An 18379-nucleotide genomic window follows, 5' to 3' on the forward strand; every position below is an offset into this window, starting at 1 on the left:
TGTCCATGACGGACGGTTGCTCCAGACAGAGCTGTCGCTGAGGGCAGCCCCCCGGGGCTGCCGGTGAGAGGGAGAGATGAGCACGAACACACTGGCCCAGGACCACGCCGAGCAGGTCACCCTGCCCCAGGGCAAGCACTACATCGACGGTCAGTGGCACGACGGCACCGGCACCGAGCGCCGCGACGTCGTCGACCCGTCGACCGGTCGCGTCGTCACCACCGTCCCCGAGGGCACGGTCGAGGACGTCGACCTCGCCGTCGCCGCCGCCCGCCGGGCCTTCGACAGCGGCCCGTGGCGCACGATGAGCCCGCGTGAGCGGGGCGCGATCCTGCAGCGCGCCGCCCAGCTGATCCTGGAGAACGGCGAGGAGCTGGCCCGGCTGGAGAGCCTGGACACCGGCAAGCCGATCACCTTCGCCCGGCAGATCGACACCAACACCACCGCCGAGCACTTCTCCTACTTCGCCGGCCTGGCCGGCGCGATCGAGGGCGCGACCCGCGGCATCCGCGGCCCGGGCCTGGCCTACACCCGGCGCGAGCCGCTGGGTGTGGTCGCCGCGATCACCCCGTTCAACTTCCCGATGATCCTGTCGACGTCGAAGATCGCCCCCGCCCTGGCGGCCGGCAACACCGTCGTCCACAAGCCGGCCGAGGACACCCCGCTGACCGCGCTGCGGATCGCCGAGCTGCTCACCGAGGCCGGGCTGCCGGCCGGGGTGCTCAACGTGGTGACCGGGCACGGCGCCGTCGCCGGCGACCGGCTCAGCCGGCACCCGGACATCGACCGGATCGCCTTCACCGGCTCCACCAAGGTCGGCAGCATGATCGCCGCCACCGCGGCCGCCAACGTCACCCCGGTGACCATGGAGCTGGGTGGGAAGTCGGCCAACATCGTCTTCGACGACGCCGACCTCGACGAGGCGATCCAGGCCGCGGTCTCCGCGTTCGTCTTCAACACCGGCCAGTTCTGCATGGGCGGCACCCGGCTGCTGGTGCAGCGCGGCGTCTACGAGCAGGTGCTCGCCGGCGTCGTCGGCGGCGCCACCCACGTGCCGGTCGGCGACCCGCTGGACGAAGGCACGATCGTCGGCCCGATGGCCGGCGAGCGGCACCTGGAGAACGTCGAGCGGTACGTCGCGCTGGCCAACGGCGAGGGCGGCAGCGGCCGGGTCGTCGCCGGCGGGCAGCGGATCGAGAAGGACGGCGGCTTCTACATGGCGCCGACCGTCGTCGCCGACGTCGCCCAGGACTCCCGCCTGGTGCAGGAGGAGATCTTCGGCCCGGTGCTCACCGTGCAGGTGTTCGACACCGAGGAGGAGGCGGTCGCGCTGGCCAACGGCACGCCCTACGGGCTGGCCGCCGGGCTGCACACCAAGGACGTCGCCCGCGCCCACCGCGTCGCCGCGCAGCTGGAGGCCGGCCTGATCTGGGTGAACACCTACGGCATCCTCGACGTCGCGCTGCCCTTCGGCGGTTACAAGGCCTCGGGCTACGGCCGGGAGAACGGCCCCGAGGCGCTCGACGAGTACCTGCAGACCAAGTCGGTCTACGTGGCGCTCTGACCTCCGGCTCCACCGCAGCGGCCGCCGCCCCGGTCTCCCGGGCGGCGGCCGCTGCCGTGCGCGGCCTCAGGCCAGTGCGGCCAGCACGGCGTCCAGCAGCCGCTCGGGACCGAACCGGACGACGTCGTCGGCCACCAGGCCGGTCTCCGCGGCGGCCCGCTCGACCGCTGCCCGCGCCGCGGCGTCGTCCAGTCCGGCGGTGTTGAGCGCGACCGCGGCGACCCGGGCCGGGCGCACCCAGCCGGCGGCCTGCTCGTAGCCCCGGACGATGTCGGCGAGCGGCGGCAGCGCGGTGCGCGGGTAGTCGGCGATCGCCGAGCGCCCGGCCCGGTGGCAGAGCACCAGGGCGTCGGCCGACGAGCCGTGCAGCAGCCCGAGGGTCACCCCGGAGTAGGCCGGGTGGTAGATCGACCCCTGGCCCTCCAGCCACAGCAGGTCGCCCCGGCCGGCGCCCTCGCGCACCAGCCGGTCGGCGGCCCCGGCGACGTAGTCGGAGACCACCGAGTCGACCGCGGTGCCCCAGCCGGAGATCGCCACCCCGGTCTGCCCGGTGGCGACGAACACCGACGACAGCCCCCGGGCGCGGGCGGCGCGGTCCAGTTCCAGGACGACGCTCATCTTGCCGATGGCGCAGTCCGAGCCGACGGTGTGCACGACCCGGGCGGCGACCGGTTCGCCGCGGGGGACGTCCAGGTCGGCCGGGGCAGCCCGCAGGTCGCGGATCACGGCGCCGTGCTCGGCCGCCAGCCGGGCCAGCTCCGGATCGGTGCGGAGGTCGGTGTGCAGTCCGGCTTCCACGTCCAAACCCAGCCGCAGGGCGTCGGCGAGGACCCGGTGCCAGGCCGGGGTCAGCCGCCCGCCCAGCGGGGCGACGCCGAGGAGGACGGTCGTGGCGCCCAGGGCGGCGGCCGCCGCCACGTCGGGGACCACCGGCGCCGGCGAGGCGCAGAAGGGGACCACGTCCACGGCTCGTCGCCCGGCGTGCACCTCGTCGACGACGCACACCACCTCGCGCGGGCCGTACCGCAGCACGCCGTGCGCGGTCTTGGCGTAGGACTCCGCCAGCTGACCGGCGGTGAGGACGGCGAGCCGCTCGGTCATGCCGCCGCCGGGGTCAGGCCCAGCCCGGGGGCGTCGGGCAGCACCAGCCGTCCGTCGGCCAGCCCCAGCCCGGTGAACGGCTGGTCGGAGACGAGCAGGTGGCCGTCCAGGTCCGCCAGGTCGGCCAGCGGCCCGAGCTGGGCGGCCTGGGCGATCCCGAGCTGTGACTCGATCATGCAGCCCAGCATGACCCGCAGCCCCAGGGCCGCGGCGGCGTGCACCATCCGGTGCGCCTCGCGGATGCCACCGCACTTGGCCAGCTTCACCACGACGCCGTCCGCGTACCCGGCGGCGGGCGGCACGGACGCCAGGTCGGTGCAGCCCTCGTCGAGGAAGACCGGCAGCCGGTCGGGCAGCTCCCGGTACCGGGCGAAGGAGTCCAGGTCGGCCGCGGGGAAGGGCTGCTCGATCATCTCCACCCCGATTTCCCGCAGCCGGGGCAGCAGCTCGCGGACGCCGTCGAGCGTCCACCCCTCGTTGCCGTCCACGCGCAGCCGGGCGGGGGAGACCGCCCGGATCGCCTCCAGCCGTCCCAGGTCGTCCGGCCCACCCACCTTGACCTTGTAGACCTCGAACCCCGGTGCGCGGCGGACCCGGGCCACGGTCTCCTCGACGGTGGAGATGCCGATCGTGAAACTGGTCGCCGGCTGCCTGCCGTCCAGCCCGAGCAGCCGCCAGACCGGGAGCCCGTACCGCCGCCCCACCCAGTCGTGCGCGGCGCCGTCCAGCGCCATCTTCGCGCCCTGCGGCCCGGACCACTCCCGCAGTCGGCCGGCGATGCCCTCCAGGTCGCGGAGGTCGGTGCCGAGCACCTCCGCGCCGTCCGCCTCCACCGCCGCGGCCATCCCGGCCACCGACTCACCCGCGTAGCCCACCGGCGCGCCCTCGCCGTGCGCGGTCACGCCGTCGGCCTCGATGCGGACGACGAGCACCTCCTCGGTGTCCACCGACGAGCGGGCGATGGTGAACGTGTCGCGCAGGCGCAGCGTCTGCGGCCGGCAGCTCACGGCCACGGTGTCGTGGGCCATCGGGCTCCCTCCAGCCGGCCGGGGTGAGCCCTCACCCTGGCCGGGGCGGGCCGCAGTTGGCAAACGCGCCATCGGGTGCGGACGTGGCCTGCCCGGGGCATGATCACGAAGCGGCAACGATCACCCATCCCGCCCTGCAACCACCCGGGGGCGGGGTGAGGGTCGAGAGTGCATCTCTGTCGTCGACCCCGGAGGCAAGCCCGTGCGCGCCCCACGACTCCTGTTCCTCGCCACCGCCGGCGCGCTCGCGCTGAGCGCCTGCTCCGGCGGGGAGAGCGTCGACACCGGCAACGGCGGCGGCGGTGACAGCGGCGGCGACGTGCTCGTCGCCGCGGTGAGCGCCCAGCCCGACCAGTTCGACCCGCACGTGACCAGCGCCTACCCGAGCTTCCAGGTGCTGGAGAACGTCTACGACACCCTCGTGGTCCCCAACCCCGAGGACCTCACGATGGAGCCCAGCCTCGCCACCGAGTGGGAGACCAGTGACGACGGCCTGACCTGGACGTTCACCCTGCGCGACGGCGTCACCTTCCACGACGGCAGCGAGTTCGACTCCGCCGACGTCGTCTACTCCTACAACCGGATCATCGACGAGGAGCTGAACAACGCCTACCGGTTCGCCAACGTCGAGTCGGTGACCGCCGACGGCGCGGACACGGTCGTGATCGAGGTCAGCCAGCCGACGCCGAACCTGCCGGCGCTGATCGGGGGCTTCAAGGGGATGGCGATCCTCCCGGAGGGCGCCGCCGAGGAGTACGACCTGACCACCGAGGCGGTGGGCACCGGGCCGTTCACGCTGGAGAGCTCCGACGCCAGCAGCACCCAGCTGGCCGCCTACGAGGACTACTGGGGCGGCGCGCCGAGCATCGGGGGCGTCGAGTTCCGCTACATCACCGAGCCCGCCGCGGCGCTGACCGCGCTGCAGAACGGCGAGGTGCAGTGGACCGACAACGTCCCGCCGCAGCAGATCGAGTCGCTGCAGGGCAACGACCAGGTCGAGCTGGCCACCACCCCCAGCGTCGACTACTGGTACATGTCGATGAACTACGCCCGGGAGCCGTTCGGCAACCCGGCGGTGCGCCAGGCGATCGCCACCGCCGTCGACCGCGACGCGGTCACCGAGGCGGCCCGGTTCGGGGCCGCCCAGCCGAACCAGACGGCGATCCCCGAGGACAGCTTCTTCCACTCCGACTACGCGCCCTACGACGCCGACCCGGCGGCCGCCCAGCAGCTGCTCGAGGAGGCCGGCGTGCAGACGCCGATCACGATGGGGCTGATGGTCACGGACGAGTTCCCGGAGACGGTGACCGCCGCCCAGGTGATCGCCAGCCAGCTGCAGCCGATCGGCATCGAGGTCGACGTGCAGACCGTCGACTTCGCCACCTGGCTGGACCGCCAGTCGCAGGGGGACTTCGACGCCTTCATGCTCGGCTGGCTGGGCAACATCGACCCGTTCGACTACTACCACGCCCAGCACATCACCGACGGCTCCAGCAACTACCAGGGGTACAGCAACCCGGAGGTCGACCGGCTGCTGACCGAGGCGGCCAGCGAGACCGACCAGGACGCCCGCAAGGACCTCTACGACCAGGCGGCGCAGCTGATCGTCGACGACGCGTCCTACGTGTACCTCTACAACCCCGACGTCGTGCAGGCGTGGGCGCCGGGGCTGTCCGGCTACACGATCCGCCCGGACAAGGCGATCAACTTCGAGGAAGTGCAGCTGCCCTGACCGGATACCTGCTCCGGCGCACCGGGCAGTCGCTGGTCGTGCTGGCCGGGGTGAGCATCATCGTGTTCGCCCTGGTCCACCTCGTCCCCGGCGACCCGGTGCGCCTGGCGCTGGGCACCCGGTTCTCCCAGGAGAGCTACGACGCGCTGCAGGCGCGGTCCGGCCTGGACCAGCCGCTGGTGCAGCAGTACTTCAGCTGGGCGGGCCGGGCGCTCACCGGCGACCTCGGGGTCAGCTTCCGCAGCGGTGAGCCGGTGACGGCGCAGATCCTCGAGCGGCTGCCGGCGACGCTGACCCTGGCGTTCGCCGCGATCGTCGTCGCCCTGCTGATCGCCGTCCCGCTGGGCACCATCTCCGCGCTGCGCCCCCGGTCGCTGGTCGACCGGGGGGCCACGGTGCTCAGCCAGATCGGCATCTCGGTGCCCGACTTCTGGATGGGCATCGTGCTGATCCTGGTCTTCGCCGGGACGCTGGGCTGGCTGCCCTCGGGCGGCTACGTGCCGCTGACCGAGGACCCCTGGGGCTGGTTCCAGCGGCTGATCATGCCCGCGGTCGTCACCGGGGTGGTCTCCGGCTCGGTGATCACCAGGTTCGTGCGCTCCAGCGTGCTGGAGGCCCTGGGGCAGGACCACGTGCGGACGGCGCAGGCCAAGGGGCTGCCGGCCCGGCAGGTGCTCAGCTGGCACGTGCTGCGCAACGCGCTGCTGCCGCTGGTCACCGTCACCGGGGTGCAGCTGGCCTACCTGCTGTCCGGGGTGGTCGTGGTGGAGATCGTCTTCTCCTGGCCGGGACTGGGGCAGCTGGCCCTGCAGGCGGTGCAGGCCCGCGACTACCCGGTGCTGCAGGGCGCCGTGCTGCTGTTCGCGCTGGTGTTCCTGCTGGTCAACCTGGTGGTCGACCTGCTGTACAGCCGGCTGGACCCGAGGATCGCGCGCCGATGACCACCCCTGCCGACCCGGGCCCGAGCCCGGCCGCCGAGCCGCCCGACGGCGGGCCCTACGGCTCGGCCGCCGTCGGGACGCCGACCGCCGGGACGAGGACCGACCAGCCGACGGACCAGCCGACCGCACCGCTGCGGCCGGCGCGACCGCGCTGGCGGGAGACGCTCGGCCTGCTGCTGCGCAACCCGACCGCGGCGATCGCGGCGGCGTGGATCCTGCTGATGATCGTCGTCGCCCTCTTCGACGACCAGCTGGCCCCGCAGGGCGCCAACGAGATCTCCGTGGCCGACCGGCTGCAGTCGCCGAGCGCGGAGCACCCGTTCGGCACCGACGACCTGGGCCGCGACGTCCTCTCCCGGGTGATCCTGGGGGCGGCGGTCTCGCTGCGGGTGGGGCTGGTCGCGGTCAGCATCTCGCTGGTCGTCGGCACCCTCATCGGGCTGCTCGCCGGTTTCTACGGCAAGTGGGTCGACGACGCCCTGATGCGGTTCATGGACATGCTCTTCGCCTTCCCGGCGGTGCTGCTGGCGATCTCGATCGTCGCGATCCTCGGGCCGGGCCTGACGAACACGACCATCGCCATCGGCATCGTCTACATCCCGATCTTCGCGCGGGTCACCCGCTCCAGCGTGCTCAGCGTGCGGGAGGAGGTCTACGTCCGGGCGTCCCGGTCGGTGGGTTCCTCGGACGTGCGGCTGCTGTTCCGGCACGTGCTGCCCAACGCCGCTCCGCCGATCATCGTGCAGACCTCGGTCAGCCTGGCGTTCGCGGTGCTGTCGGAGGCGGCGCTGTCCTTCCTCGGGCTGGGCACCCAGCCGCCCGACCCGTCGTGGGGGCTGATGCTGTCGGAGGGCCGCGGCTACATCGAGCTCGCCTGGTGGATCGCGGTCTTCCCGGGGCTGGCCATCTTCCTGCTGGTGCTGTCGTTCAACCTGCTCGGCGACGGGCTGCGCGACGTGCTGGACCCGCGGCAGCGGACGGCGATGAGCGGAGGCCGCCAGTGAGTGCGGGTGCAGTGAGCGGGGCCCCGGTGCTGGAGGTCGAGGACCTGCGGGTGCGGCTGCGCACCCCGCGCGGGCCGGCCGACGTGGTCAACGGGCTCAGCTACACCGTCGGCCGCGGCGAGACCGTCGCCGTGGTGGGGGAGTCCGGCAGCGGCAAGAGCGTCTCGGTGCTCGCGCTGATGGGGCTGCTGCCCGACGGGGTCGCCACCGTCAGCGGGGCGGCCCGGCTGGACGGCGAGGACCTGCTGACCATGCCCCCGGACCGGCTGCGCCAGGTGCGCGGGCCGGGGATCGGGATGGTCTTCCAGGACCCGATGACCTCGCTGAACCCGGTGCTCACCGTCGGGCGCCAGCTCGTCGAGGGCATCCGCGCGCACGACGACGTCGGGAAGGCCGCCGCCCGCACGCGCGCGGCCGAGCTGCTGGCGGAGGTGGGGCTGCCCGACCCGGCGAAGGCGCTGGACCGCTACCCGCACGAGCTCTCCGGCGGCATGCGGCAGCGGGTGATGATCGCGATCGCGCTGAGCAGCTCCCCGGCGCTGCTGATCGCCGACGAGGCCACCACCGCCCTCGACGTCACGGTGCAGGCGCAGATCATCGAGCTGATCGAGCGGCTCCAGCGCGAGCACGGCACCGGCGTCGTCTGGATCACCCACGACCTGGGCGTGGTCGCCGGCATCGCCGACCGGGTGCTGGTCATGTACGGCGGGCGGTGCGTGGAGGACGGCACGGTCGACGACGTGCTCGAGCACCCGGCGCACCCCTACACCCGGGGCCTGCTGGGTGCGCTGCCCGACCTGGCGGAGCCGCGCGCCGACGGCTCGGTGCCCGACCTGGCCACGGTGCCCGGCACCCCGCCGGCGCCCACCGACCTGCCGGCCGGCTGCGTGTTCTGGCCGCGCTGCCCGGTGCGCGCAGACCCGCGGTGCGAGACCGAGCAGCCGCCCCTCGCCGTCCTCCCCGTTCGCCAGAATGGCCATTCTGGCGGGACCGGGGCCCGCCAACATGGCCATTCTGGCGGGGAGCTGCCGCACCGGGCGGCCACCTGGTGCACCGAGGACGCCGGAGCGGCCTCCGGTGCGACCGCCGCGGGCGTCACGGGAGCGGGCCGATGAGCGACGACGACGTGCTGGTCTCCGCCCGCGGCCTGGAGGTGCACTTCCCGATCCGCTCCGGCGTGCTGCGCCGGACCACCGGCGCGGTTCGCGCCGTCGACGGCGTCGACCTGGAGATCCGCCGCGGGGAGACGCTGGGCCTGGTGGGCGAGTCCGGCTGCGGGAAGTCGACGCTGGGCAACGCGCTGCTGCGGTTGGTCGAGCCGACCGGGGGCACGGTCACCTTCGACGGCACCGACGTCACCTCGCTGAGCGCCCGGGACCTGCGCCGGATGCGGCGGCGGGCCGGGATGGTGTTCCAGGACCCGTTCGCCTCGCTCGACCCGCGGCGCACCGTGGCGCAGACGGTCGCCGAGCCGCTGGAGGTGCACGGCCTGCACCCCGGACGCCGGGAGCGCGCGGCCCGGGTGGGGGAGCTGCTGGAGCTGGTCGGGCTGGACCCGGCGGTGGCCGGGCGGTACCCGCACGAGTTCTCCGGCGGTCAGCGGCAGCGGGTCGGCATCGCCCGGGCCCTGGCCGGGGAGCCGGACTTCCTGGTCTGCGACGAGGCGATCGCCTCCCTCGACGTGAGCGTGCAGGCCCAGGTGCTCAACCTGCTGCGTGGGCTGCAGCGGCGGCTGGGGCTGACGCTGCTGTTCATCTCCCACGACCTGTCGGCCGTGCGGCACGTCTCGGACCGGATCGCGGTCATGTACCTGGGCCGGATCGTGGAGGTCGGGCCGGCCGCGGCGGTGGGCAGCGAGCCGCAGATGCCCTACACGCAGGCGTTGCTGTCCGCCGTCCCCGTGCCGCACCCGTCGGTGGAGCGCAGCCGGGAGCGGATCGTGCTCCGCGGCGACGTCCCGTCGCCGGCGGCGGTGCCCAGCGGCTGCCGGTTCCGCACCCGCTGCCCGTACGTCTTCGAGCCCTGCGACGACGTCGACCCGGCGCTGCAGCCGGCCGGCGTGCCCGGCCAGCTCGCCGCCTGCCACCTGCACGGCGTGGCCGGGACACCGGTGGCCGAGGAGGCCGGCGCGGCGCCGGCCTGAGGCTCACATGCGCCGGCGGGCCCGGAGCCCCAGCGGCCGGCCGTCGGGGTCGATGACGACGCGGTAGACCGGTGCGGCGAGCAGCCGCTCCCACCACGGCGGATCGGCGACGACGTGCGGGCGGAGCCGGCCGGGGGGACGGGGCCCGCGCCGTCCACCCGCGTGCCAGGCGTCCAGGGCGGCCGCGCCGCGCCGCAGGACCGCGGCGGCCTCGTCCGGGTCGACCAGGTCGCCGTCGTCGCCGTCGGCCCGCTCCAGGTGCTCGCGCATCAGCCGCAGCCGCAGGTCCCGGGCGAAGCGGCGCGCGCCGTCGCCGCGCCCACCCGGGTCGGTCGGCTCGCGGGGGTCGCGCTCGGCGTCGACGACGGCGGCCGTGAGCTCCGAGTCGTGCGTCCAGGAGCGGCGGTTGAAGTTGTCGCTGCCCACGGTCGCCCACACGTCGTCGACGACGCAGACCTTGGCGTGCACGTAGACCGGGACCCCGTGGCGGTTCTCCACGTCGACCACCTGCACCCGGTCGCCGCCGGCTGCCCGCACCATCTCCAGCGCCCGTCGGTGCCCGTAGGTGATCGGCAGGACGCTGAGCGGGCTGTCCTTGTCGGGGTGGCGCGGCACGACGACCACGAGCTGCAGCCGGGGCTTGGCGCGGAGCGCGGCGGCGAACACCCGCGCGACGTCGGTGGACCACAGGTACTGGTCCTCCACGTAGACCAGGCGCTCGGCCCGGGCCAGCACCTTCGCGTAACCGCGGGCCGCGCTGCGCTCGCCGTCCGGGGCGAACGGGTACCCGGGGCGGCGGTCGGGGTAGGTGCGCAGCAGCTGCACCGCGCACGAGCCCTCGGCCGGCGGTGCCGGCCGGGCCTCCGGCAGGGACGAGGGCTCGCGGTCCTGGCCGCGGAGCAGGTCGGGCAGCACGTGCCACGGCATCCGGGACAGCTCGGCGGGGTCCTGCCAGCGCTCCCGGAACACCGCCTCGACCTCCCGGACGACGGGTCCGCGGAGCTCGACCTGGACGTCGTGCCAGGCCGGGGTGTCGCCGTAGGCCGCGGCGAACGGCCGGGTCTGCGGGTCGCCGTCGTGCGCGGAGCCGTCCCGGCGGCTGTGCGCCACGTCGATCCCGCCGACGAACGCGACGTCGTCGGCCGGGCGGTCGCGGTGCCGGACCACGACGAACTTCTGGTGGTGGCTGCCGAGCGGCCGGACCCGCTGGTCCAGCAGCACCTCCCCGCCGGTCTCGTTGACGTCCCGGGACAGGTCGCGGTTCTGCTCGGCGGAGAACTCCAGGGTGTCCAGGTGCGACCGCCAGATCAGCCCCTTCACCACGGCGCCGCGGCGGACCGCGTCCGACAGGGCCTTCCCCACCGTCGGGCCGTCGTCGGTGAGCAGCTCGTCGGTGTCCCCGCGCCAGCCGGTCAGGTACACGTGGTCGCCGCGGCCGGCGCCCGCCAGCGCCTCGGCGAGGGCAGCGAGGTAGGTGCGGCCGTCGACCAGCGGCCGCACGACGTTTCCCTCCGTCCACGGCTGCAGGCGGGTCGAGTCGTTGCCCCGCTCGGCGGCGGTGAGAAACCAGTCCGCCAGCCCGGCCGGGGCCGCGGGTGGCAGGTCCAGCGCGGCGTCCGGGCCGGCGGCCAGCGCCGAGCCGTCGGGTGCGCGGACGACGGGGACACCGGCGAGGTCGGCGCCCGGCTCGTCGCTGCGTCCCGGGGAGACCTGTCGCACTGCGGTGGCCTCGACCCGATCGGGGTGCCGGCGGGCGGAGTCCCCGTGGATCTCCGGGTCGCGCCAGCCCCGCCGTCGGGCGATCCGGGCCAGTTGGTCACGCAGACCGTTCTCCAGCCGGTAGGCCAGGCCGATCAGCCGGCTGGGCGCCTCGTCGCTGGGACCGCCGGGGTCGGGCGCGGCGTCCTCACGGCGGGTCTGGCCGGACATCCAAGCGGCTCCGCAGGTGGTCGGTGGACCCCGGGGCGTCCGGCGCAGGCCTGCGCGGATCGGGGCGGGCGAGCTCCAGTCCTACCGTGGAACCCGGCGGTCCGCTCGGGCGTGGCGCGGGGCGGTGCCGCCGGCCAGGGGTGAGGACGCCGGGCCGTGGGCATGGAGGCGATGGGCCGTCGGAGCCCCAGGAGGAGGGAACACCGTGACGTCGCGCTGCTGCCGTGCGCTGAGCCACGACGTGCCAGGGAGCGGCAGCCGGTGATCGAGTGGTTGCTGCTCCTCGCGGCGGTCCTGCTGGTGGCCGCGAACGCGCTCTTCGTCGCCGCCGAGTTCTCGCTCATCGCAGCCGACCGGGCCACCCTGGAACAGGAGGCGGCGGCCGGCGACGGCCGGGCGGCCGGCGTGGTGAAGGCGATGCAGTCGCTGTCCACCCAGCTCTCCGGCGCCCAGCTGGGGATCACCGTGACCAGCCTGGTCGTCGGGTTCATCGCCGAGCCGTCCCTGGCCACCCTGCTGCGCGGCCCGCTGGGCCTGACCGGGCTCGCCGACGGGGCGGTGACCGCGATCTCGGTCGGGGTGGCGCTCGCGGTCGCGACCGGTGTGCAGATGGTCTTCGGCGAGCTGGTCCCGAAGAACTGGGCGATCGCGGAGCCGACCCGGGTCGGGAAGTTCGTGGCCGCGCCCCAGCGCGCGTTCACCGCGGCCGCCCGCCCGCTGATCTCCTTCCTCAACGGGTCGGCCAACCGCCTGCTGCGCTCGATGGGCATCACCCCGACCGAGGAGCTCGCCTCGGCCCGGGCACCGCAGGAGCTGGCGTCGCTGGTCAGCCGGTCGAGCCAGGCCGGCACGCTGGACGCGGGCACGGCCGAGCTCATCGCCCGGTCCATCCAGTTCGGTGACCGGACGGCGGCCGACGCGATGACGCCGCGGCCGCGGGTCCGCTTCCTCCGCGCCGACCAGCCGGTCGCCGACCTGCTCGCGCTGGCCGCGGAGTCCGGCCACGCCCGGTTCCCGGTCGAGGGGGAGAACGTCGACGACGTCGTCGGGGTGGTGCACTTCAAGCACGCCATGGGGGTGCCGCCGGCGCAGCGGGCCACCCGCACGGTCGGCGAGGTGATGGTGCCGGTCCGGGCCGTGCCGGAGACGGTGGAGCTCGACCCGCTGCTGGAGACCCTGCGGGAGCCCGGTCTGCAGCTGGCTGTGGTGGTCGACGAGTACGGCGGCACCGCGGGCATCGTGACCCTGGAGGACCTCATCGAGGAGATCGTCGGTGAGATCGACGACGAGCAGGACGCGCCCGTGCACCGGCAGCGCCAGGCCCCGGACGGGTCGTGGGTGCTCTCCGGGCTGCTCCGGCCCGATGAGGCCGGCGACGCGGCCGGGCTGGAGCTGCCCGAGGGCGAGGGGTCGGAGACTCTCGGTGGGCTGCTGACCGAGCGGCTGGGGAAGCTGCCGGAGGTCGGCGACCGCGTCGTCCTTCCGGCCCGGGACGTCACCCGCCCCGACGCCGACGGCGTCCCAGTGCCGACCGAGGTGGAGGTGACGGTGACCCGGTTGGACGGCCACCGCGTCGACCGGGTCCGGCTGCGGCGCACCGGGGGCGCGACCGCGGCCTCGGCGCAGCAGACCGCAGAGGGAGTCGACCGATGAGCGACACCGTGGCCGTCCTGGTGGCGGTGGCGCTGCTCGCCGGCAACGCGTTCTTCGTCGGGGCGGAGTTCGCGCTGGTCTCCGCGCGGCGGACCCAGATCGAGCCGCGCGCGGCCGAGGGGGTGCGCGGCGCCCGGACGACGCTGAAGGCGATCGAGCACGTCTCGCTGATGATGGCCGGCGCGCAGCTGGGCATCACGGTCTGCTCGCTGGGCCTGGGCGCCGTGGGCGAGCCCGCCGTCGCCCACCTGCTGGAGGGGCCGTTCGCCGCGGCCGGCGTGCCCGAGTCGCTGGTGCACCCGATCGCGTTCGCCATCGCGCTGGCCGTGGTCGTCTTCCTGCACATGGTGCTGGGCGAGATGGTGCCCAAGAACATCGCGCTCGCCGGGCCGGAGCGGGCGGCGCTGCTGCTCGGCCCGCTGCTCTACTGGGTCGTCCGCGCGCTGCACCCGCTGATCTGGCTGCTCAACCAGGTGGCCAACCTCGTGCTCCGGCTGCTGAAGGTGACCCCGCAGGACGAGGTCAGCTCCACCTTCACCCGGGACCAGGTGACCGGTCTGATCGGGGAGTCGCACCGGGAGGGGCTGCTCGACGAGCGCGAGCACCAGCTGCTGACCGGCGCCCTTCGCTTCGACGAGCAGCGCACCACCGACGTCGCCATCCCGACGGCGGACCTGGTCACCGTGCCCCGGGGGGTCACCGTCGCGGAGCTCGAGAGGATCTGCGCGACCACCGGCTACTCCCGCTTCCCCGTGGTCGGCGAGGACGGGGAGCTGGTCGGCTACGTGCACCTCAAGGACTTCCTCGCCACCTCGGCCGCTGAGCGCGACGCCCCGGTCGACCCGGCGCGCGTCCGGCGGCTGGCGATCGCCACGACCGGCCAGGGGCTGCGGGAGGTGCTGGCGACGATGCAGCGCGAGGGGGCGCACCTGGCGGTGGTCCGCGACGGCGCGGGCCGGACGGCCGGAGTCGTCGCGCTGGAGGACGTGCTCGAGGAGCTGGTCGGCGAGGTGCGCGACGCCGCGCAGACCGTGGACGCCGGCCGCCGGTAGGAGATCGGACCGCCTCCTCCGCTCACCTGGGTGGGCGGAGGAGGCGGGGGGGCGTCAGCCCCGGCCGGAGCGGGTCGGCCGGCGGCCCTGCCGGGAGCCCGAGCGGGAGCCGGGACGGCGGCCGTCCCGACCGCCGTCGCGGGGGCGCCCGCCGTCGCGCCCGCGGCCGGCGGGCCGGGAGCTGCACGGCCGACAGGTGCTGAACCACGGGGCGATCGCCGTGCCGCACTCCGCGCACTTGCCCGAGCGGCCGATGGAGATGGCGTCGGGCAGCAGCTCGCTGATGCTCTCCGCGCACTCCTCCTCGACCCAGGCGGCGTCCTCGCTGCTGAGCCCGGCGACGCCGGGGAACTGGCGGAGCAGCGTCTGCGCGTCGCGCGCGGCGGCAGCGGCCTGCTCGTAGTCCTCCACCGACCCGCCGCGCGGCACGTCGGGCAGCACCGTCTCGGCGGCCACCGGCAGGCCGACGGCCTGCCGCAGCGCGGCGCGGGCCAGGGTGAGCCAGCGGATCCGCCGCGGCGGGTTGTAGTCGATGGCCAGGTTGACCAGCCGCCAGACCGTCTCCAGGTCGCCGGCGGCACCCAGCGGGCCGCGCAGCAGCGGCAGCAGGGCGTGCACCCGCAGGATCAACGGGGTGACGTCGTCGGCGGTCATGCCGGTGTCGCGGGTGGCGCGGCGGGCCCAGGCCATCCAGCGGGTGAGCGCCTCGGGCAGGTCGACGGCCTCGAAGGCGCCGAGGTCGGCCAGCTCCGGCCGCAGCCGGGGCGCCCGCTTGGGCAGGTCGCTCATCTCGTCGCCGCGGGCCACGGCGGCGCCCTTCGCGACCAGCGCCGGCACCGGCTTGAGCCCGGCGGCCCCGGCGAGGACGCCGACGCTGCCGTGCCCGGTGAGCCCGTACCGGCCGGCGCGACCGGCGATCTGCGCGGCCTCCCAGCTGCGCAGCGGGCGCACCTCGACGCCGTCGAACTTGCTGGTCTCGGCGAACAGCACCGTCGTCGCCGGCACGTTGATGCCGTGGCCGATGACGTCGGTGGTCACCAGCACGTCGAACTCGCCGTCGGTGAACTTCTCGATCACCTCGCGGCGGGTGGCCGGGGGCAGCGCGCCGTAGAGGACGCCGACCATGCCCGGCCGGTGCTGGTCGAGCTCGGCGGCGACGGCGTAGACCGTCTTCCGGGAGAAGGCGACCACCAGCGTCTGCGGGCGCACGGTGGCGGGCTTGACCGGGGCGTGCAGCACGTCGAGCCGGGACAGCCGCTTGTGGTTGACGACCTCGATCGAGGCGGCGTCGGCGACCAGCGGCTTGAGCAGCAGGTAGGCCTCGGCGGCGGAGATCAGGTGCATCTCGCGGAACTCGCCGGTCAGCAGCAACCGGGCCCAGTGGTGGCCGCGGTCGGGGTCGGCGACCCAGTGCGACTCGTCGAGCACCAGCAGCTCGCCGCGCATCGGGGCCTTCTCCACGGTGCAGCAGACGATCGGCGCGAAGGGGTCGATCTCCTCCTCGCCGGTGGAGAGCCCGACGGTGCCCGCAGGCAGCTGGGCGGAGAGCTTGGCGTAGGCCTCGTGCGCGAGCTGGCGCAGCGGGGCGGCGTAGACGCCGGAGCCGGTGGCGGCCAGCGCCTGCAGCGACTCGTAGGTCTTGCCGGAGTTGGTGGGGCCCAGGTGGAACACGACCGACTCGGGCCGCACCGTGCGGGTGGGCAGCTCGGGGGCGGCGCCCTCGACCCAGATCTGCTGGGCGGTCTTCTCGTCGCGGGCGGCCTTGCGGTCGGCCTCGCGGGCGGCGGCCTCGCGGCCGGAGGTGCGCTCACGACGGCGGGCAGGGGACTGCTCGCGGCGGGCGGGGGACTGCTCTGGGGCGGTCACAGACAGGGGGAGTCCTTCGATGGGGGACAGAGCCGGGGAGGTCGCCGCGCTGTCGCGGACCTGCTCGGTACAACAACGCGCGCCTCCGACACATGCCCGGCACTGGGCCGGGCCCTCCCTCCCCGGCCCGAGCGCCCGCCGTGGGGGGCGGGACGGCTGGGTCGGGACGGTGGCGGGCACCGTGTACCCGGCCGGGTCGAGGTGGAGGCGATCACCGACATCCTAGGCGGTGATCGTGGGCGCTGTGGGGTCACCGGGGCGCTGAGCACCCGATCGGCGGTGCCCCGGCGAGGGGTCGTGGCGGTCGCGGCGGGCGAGGACCGGCTCGCTCGCCCGGCGTCGGTCGGCCGTGGCACCGGGGACGCTAGCCTCGGGTGCGCCAGGAGGGCTCGCCTAGTGGCCGATGGCGGCGGTCTTGAAAACCGCTAGGAGTTCACGCTCCTCGTGGGTTCGAATCCCACGCCCTCCGCTGTGTGATGTCGCAGAACATCCCGGACGCCCGGTCCCGCGGATCGTAAGTTCGGGCGTCTGTCATTCGCGGGTGGGTCTGGGTGGTCGGCCGGTGGGCTGGTAGTCGCGGGTGGGGTCGATGGTGAGCTCGCGGAGGAGTTCGCCGGTGGCGGCGTCGATGACGCGCACGTGCAGGTCCTGGACGAGTAGCAGGACGTGGGTTCGTGCGATGCCGATGTGGTGGAGGCGGCCGGCCAGGCGCAGGGTGACGCAGCCGGTCTGGTCGACGCGGTCGGTGCGGAGGCGGTCGTGCGTGTCGCGGTCGCGGTTGGCGCCGGGGCCTGCCTTGGGTCGGGCGGTGTAGGCGGTCGCGGGGGTGGCTCGGTGTGGCAGTGAGCGGTGCGGGCGGTGCTGGTTGTAGGCGTCGACGAAGGTGTCGATGAGAGCCTGCAGTTCGGCGAGTGTGGCCGGCTGGTCGGGTTGGGCGCGCAGCCATTTCTTCAGCGTCTGCTGGAAGCGTTGGGACTCCATCGCGGCGTTGTCCCCGCAGGCGCCTACGCACCCATCGAGCCGGTAAGGCTGTTCTTCTTCAGCGTGGTCACGAAGGCGTCGGAGCGGAATTGGCTGCCACGTCGGAGTGCACGATCGCGCGGGCCGCTACGCCTAGAGCTCGGTCACACGGATGAACCCTGCCCGCTGCCACCACCCGAGCGGGTGGCGTGCCTTGCCGTGCACCGGTTCGCGCGGTGAGGTTCGCCGGGTGGAACGCTGGCCTGCGCGTCCGCACGACCATGGCGGCCGCCCGCAGCTGACGAGCCCCGAGGACACATCACGAGGGAGAACGAATGCTCAGCATGCCCGCCCGGGCCGTCCGCGGCGCGGGGCTCGCGCTGGCCGCCGCACTAGCCCTGGCCGGCTGTGCGCAGGACCCCAGCGAACCGGAGGCGGCCGTTGAAGCCGGCGCCTCGCAGGGGGCCTCGAAGACCTCCCCCGCCGCCGTCCCGACTGCCGCACCGGCGACCACGACCCCTCTCTTGGCGAGGGAGCGAGGAGTGCCGGTGGTCGACGCCAGCTTCGATCTCGGCGCCACGCCCCGCGGCGTCCCGGACGGGTGGACCACGCACGAGTTCCACGGGCTGACGTTTGCGATGCCCGCTGGCAGTGACCTGTTCCGGGAGGAACCCCAGGACAGCAACGGTGCCTTCACGAGCTTCTGGAGTGGTCCGACCATCCGCTCTACACCCATCGGCACTCCGTCGCCTGGGTGGGAGGTCGGCATGGACTTCATCATGGTCGCCAACCCGACGGTGCAGTGGGACGGGCTGATCAGGGACGGGCAGGAGAACACCTACACCGCGACCGTGCCCGGGGCCACCTTCGTCGGCGGCTCCACTCGGGAATCTGAGGTAGCGGAGCCCCGCCTGAACGAGACGCGGCCGGTGAGCGAGATTCAGCTCTACGTGCAGGGCGCCAGCGGCACGTACTACGAGATGAGCGTTACGGCCTACCCAGGTGAGGCTGGGCTCGAGTTTCTCCGGCAGTTCGTCGGCAGCATGTCGGTCCAGTAGTCGACCGCTGGGACCGTCGCGAAGCAGCGCGGCGCAGGAGAGAGAGGACCCGTCTGCCAGCAGGTGAACGCCGGCCTTCTCGAGAGACGGCCGCCGCTGCACGCAGAAAGCAGCTCGCCCGCCGCAGCGCTGGTGGCTGCGGCGGGCGAGGGCAGTGCCCTCCGCCCTCGGAGGCCGCCCGCCAGTCAGCCGCCTCACCGCGTGAACAACGCCTTAGCTCGCGACATTTAGTGCGTGTCTTCCAAGTTGCTGACGCCCAGTGCGGGATCCCGAATGTGTGTGCGTGCTGAGCCAATCGCTGGCGGTCGTGCACAACGGCGTATCCGGGAGAGCGTGGAGCGTTTGGGC

14 protein-coding genes and 1 tRNA gene are annotated in these 18379 nt (G+C 74.2%); 10 read left to right on the top strand and 5 right to left on the bottom strand.

Features of this window, described 5'->3' with window-relative positions; translation table 11 throughout:
- Window positions 1-76 precede the first annotated feature (76 nt).
- Window positions 77-1564 carry an aldehyde dehydrogenase family protein gene (locus ACI79A_RS02045; RefSeq protein WP_457079400.1) on the top strand — a complete coding sequence of 496 codons (1488 nt, stop codon included), beginning with the start codon at window positions 77-79 and terminating at the stop codon, window positions 1562-1564.
- Window positions 1565-1630: 66 nt separating this feature from the next.
- On the opposite strand, the gene ACI79A_RS02050 is transcribed toward ACI79A_RS02045, so the two are convergent.
- Window positions 1631-2665, bottom strand: a complete 1035-nt coding sequence (locus tag ACI79A_RS02050) for a DUF1611 domain-containing protein (RefSeq protein ID WP_457079402.1) — start codon at window positions 2663-2665, stop codon at window positions 1631-1633.
- Window positions 2662-3693, bottom strand: coding sequence for a dipeptide epimerase (locus tag ACI79A_RS02055; RefSeq protein WP_457079404.1), 1032 nt, complete (start codon window positions 3691-3693; stop codon window positions 2662-2664). The genes ACI79A_RS02050 and ACI79A_RS02055 overlap by 4 nt, the downstream gene beginning before the upstream one ends.
- 202 nt (window positions 3694-3895) lie before the next feature.
- Between ACI79A_RS02055 and ACI79A_RS02060 the strand changes: the two genes are divergently transcribed.
- Genes ACI79A_RS02060 through ACI79A_RS02080 form a run of 5 tightly spaced genes read left to right on the top strand, consistent with a single transcriptional unit; the run spans window position 3896 to window position 9513 of the window.
- On the top strand, window positions 3896-5425 hold the full coding sequence (locus ACI79A_RS02060; RefSeq protein WP_457079406.1) for an ABC transporter substrate-binding protein: 1530 nt from the start codon (window positions 3896-3898) through the stop codon (window positions 5423-5425).
- A gap of 8 nt (window positions 5426-5433) precedes the next feature.
- Window positions 5434-6366 (top strand): ABC transporter permease, encoded by a 933-nt coding sequence (locus ACI79A_RS02065; RefSeq protein ID WP_457079647.1) that lies wholly within the window; start codon window positions 5434-5436, stop codon window positions 6364-6366.
- Window positions 6363-7370, top strand: coding sequence for an ABC transporter permease (locus ACI79A_RS02070; RefSeq protein WP_457079408.1), 1008 nt, complete (start codon window positions 6363-6365; stop codon window positions 7368-7370). Before ACI79A_RS02065 ends, ACI79A_RS02070 begins: the two co-directional genes overlap by 4 nt.
- A gap of 11 nt (window positions 7371-7381) precedes the next feature.
- On the top strand, window positions 7382-8485 hold the full coding sequence (locus tag ACI79A_RS02075; protein ID WP_457079410.1) for an ABC transporter ATP-binding protein: 1104 nt from the start codon (window positions 7382-7384) through the stop codon (window positions 8483-8485).
- Window positions 8482-9513, top strand: a complete 1032-nt coding sequence (locus ACI79A_RS02080; RefSeq protein ID WP_457079412.1) for an ABC transporter ATP-binding protein — start codon at window positions 8482-8484, stop codon at window positions 9511-9513. Before ACI79A_RS02075 ends, ACI79A_RS02080 begins: the two co-directional genes overlap by 4 nt.
- Window positions 9514-9516: 3 nt before the next feature.
- Here the strand turns inward: ACI79A_RS02080 and ACI79A_RS02085 are convergent, their stop codons facing one another.
- On the bottom strand, window positions 9517-11442 hold the full coding sequence (locus ACI79A_RS02085) for a phospholipase D-like domain-containing protein (protein WP_457079414.1): 1926 nt from the start codon (window positions 11440-11442) through the stop codon (window positions 9517-9519).
- 261 nt (window positions 11443-11703) lie between these two features.
- On the opposite strand from ACI79A_RS02085, the gene ACI79A_RS02090 reads away from it, so the two are divergent.
- Together ACI79A_RS02090 and ACI79A_RS02095 are read left to right on the top strand one after the other, a co-directional pair.
- Window positions 11704-13095, top strand: a complete 1392-nt coding sequence (locus ACI79A_RS02090) for a hemolysin family protein (protein ID WP_457079416.1) — start codon at window positions 11704-11706, stop codon at window positions 13093-13095.
- Window positions 13092-14147 (top strand): hemolysin family protein, encoded by a 1056-nt coding sequence (locus tag ACI79A_RS02095; RefSeq protein WP_457079418.1) that lies wholly within the window; start codon window positions 13092-13094, stop codon window positions 14145-14147. The genes ACI79A_RS02090 and ACI79A_RS02095 overlap by 4 nt, the downstream gene beginning before the upstream one ends.
- Window positions 14148-14201: 54 nt before the next feature.
- Here ACI79A_RS02095 and ACI79A_RS02100 read toward each other — a convergent pair whose 3' ends face one another.
- Entirely contained in the window at window positions 14202-16013 is a 1812-nt protein-coding gene (locus ACI79A_RS02100) for a helicase-related protein (RefSeq protein ID WP_457079420.1), read from the bottom strand.
- Window positions 16014-16395: 382 nt separating this feature from the next.
- Between ACI79A_RS02100 and ACI79A_RS02105 the strand changes: the two genes are divergently transcribed.
- Window positions 16396-16482 (top strand) — tRNA-Ser (locus ACI79A_RS02105).
- A gap of 62 nt (window positions 16483-16544) precedes the next feature.
- Here ACI79A_RS02105 and ACI79A_RS02110 read toward each other — a convergent pair.
- The gene (locus tag ACI79A_RS02110; RefSeq protein ID WP_457079649.1) at window positions 16545-17084 is read right to left on the bottom strand and encodes an integrase core domain-containing protein; all 540 of its coding nucleotides are present in this window, start codon (window positions 17082-17084) and stop codon (window positions 16545-16547) included.
- Between the two features lie 437 nt (window positions 17085-17521).
- Between ACI79A_RS02110 and ACI79A_RS02115 the strand changes: the two genes are divergently transcribed.
- Window positions 17522-18031, top strand: coding sequence for a hypothetical protein (locus ACI79A_RS02115; RefSeq protein WP_457079422.1), 510 nt, complete (start codon window positions 17522-17524; stop codon window positions 18029-18031).
- The last annotated feature ends 348 nt before the right edge of the window (window positions 18032-18379 follow it).

Source organism: Modestobacter sp. SYSU DS0657 (assembly GCF_054050925.1).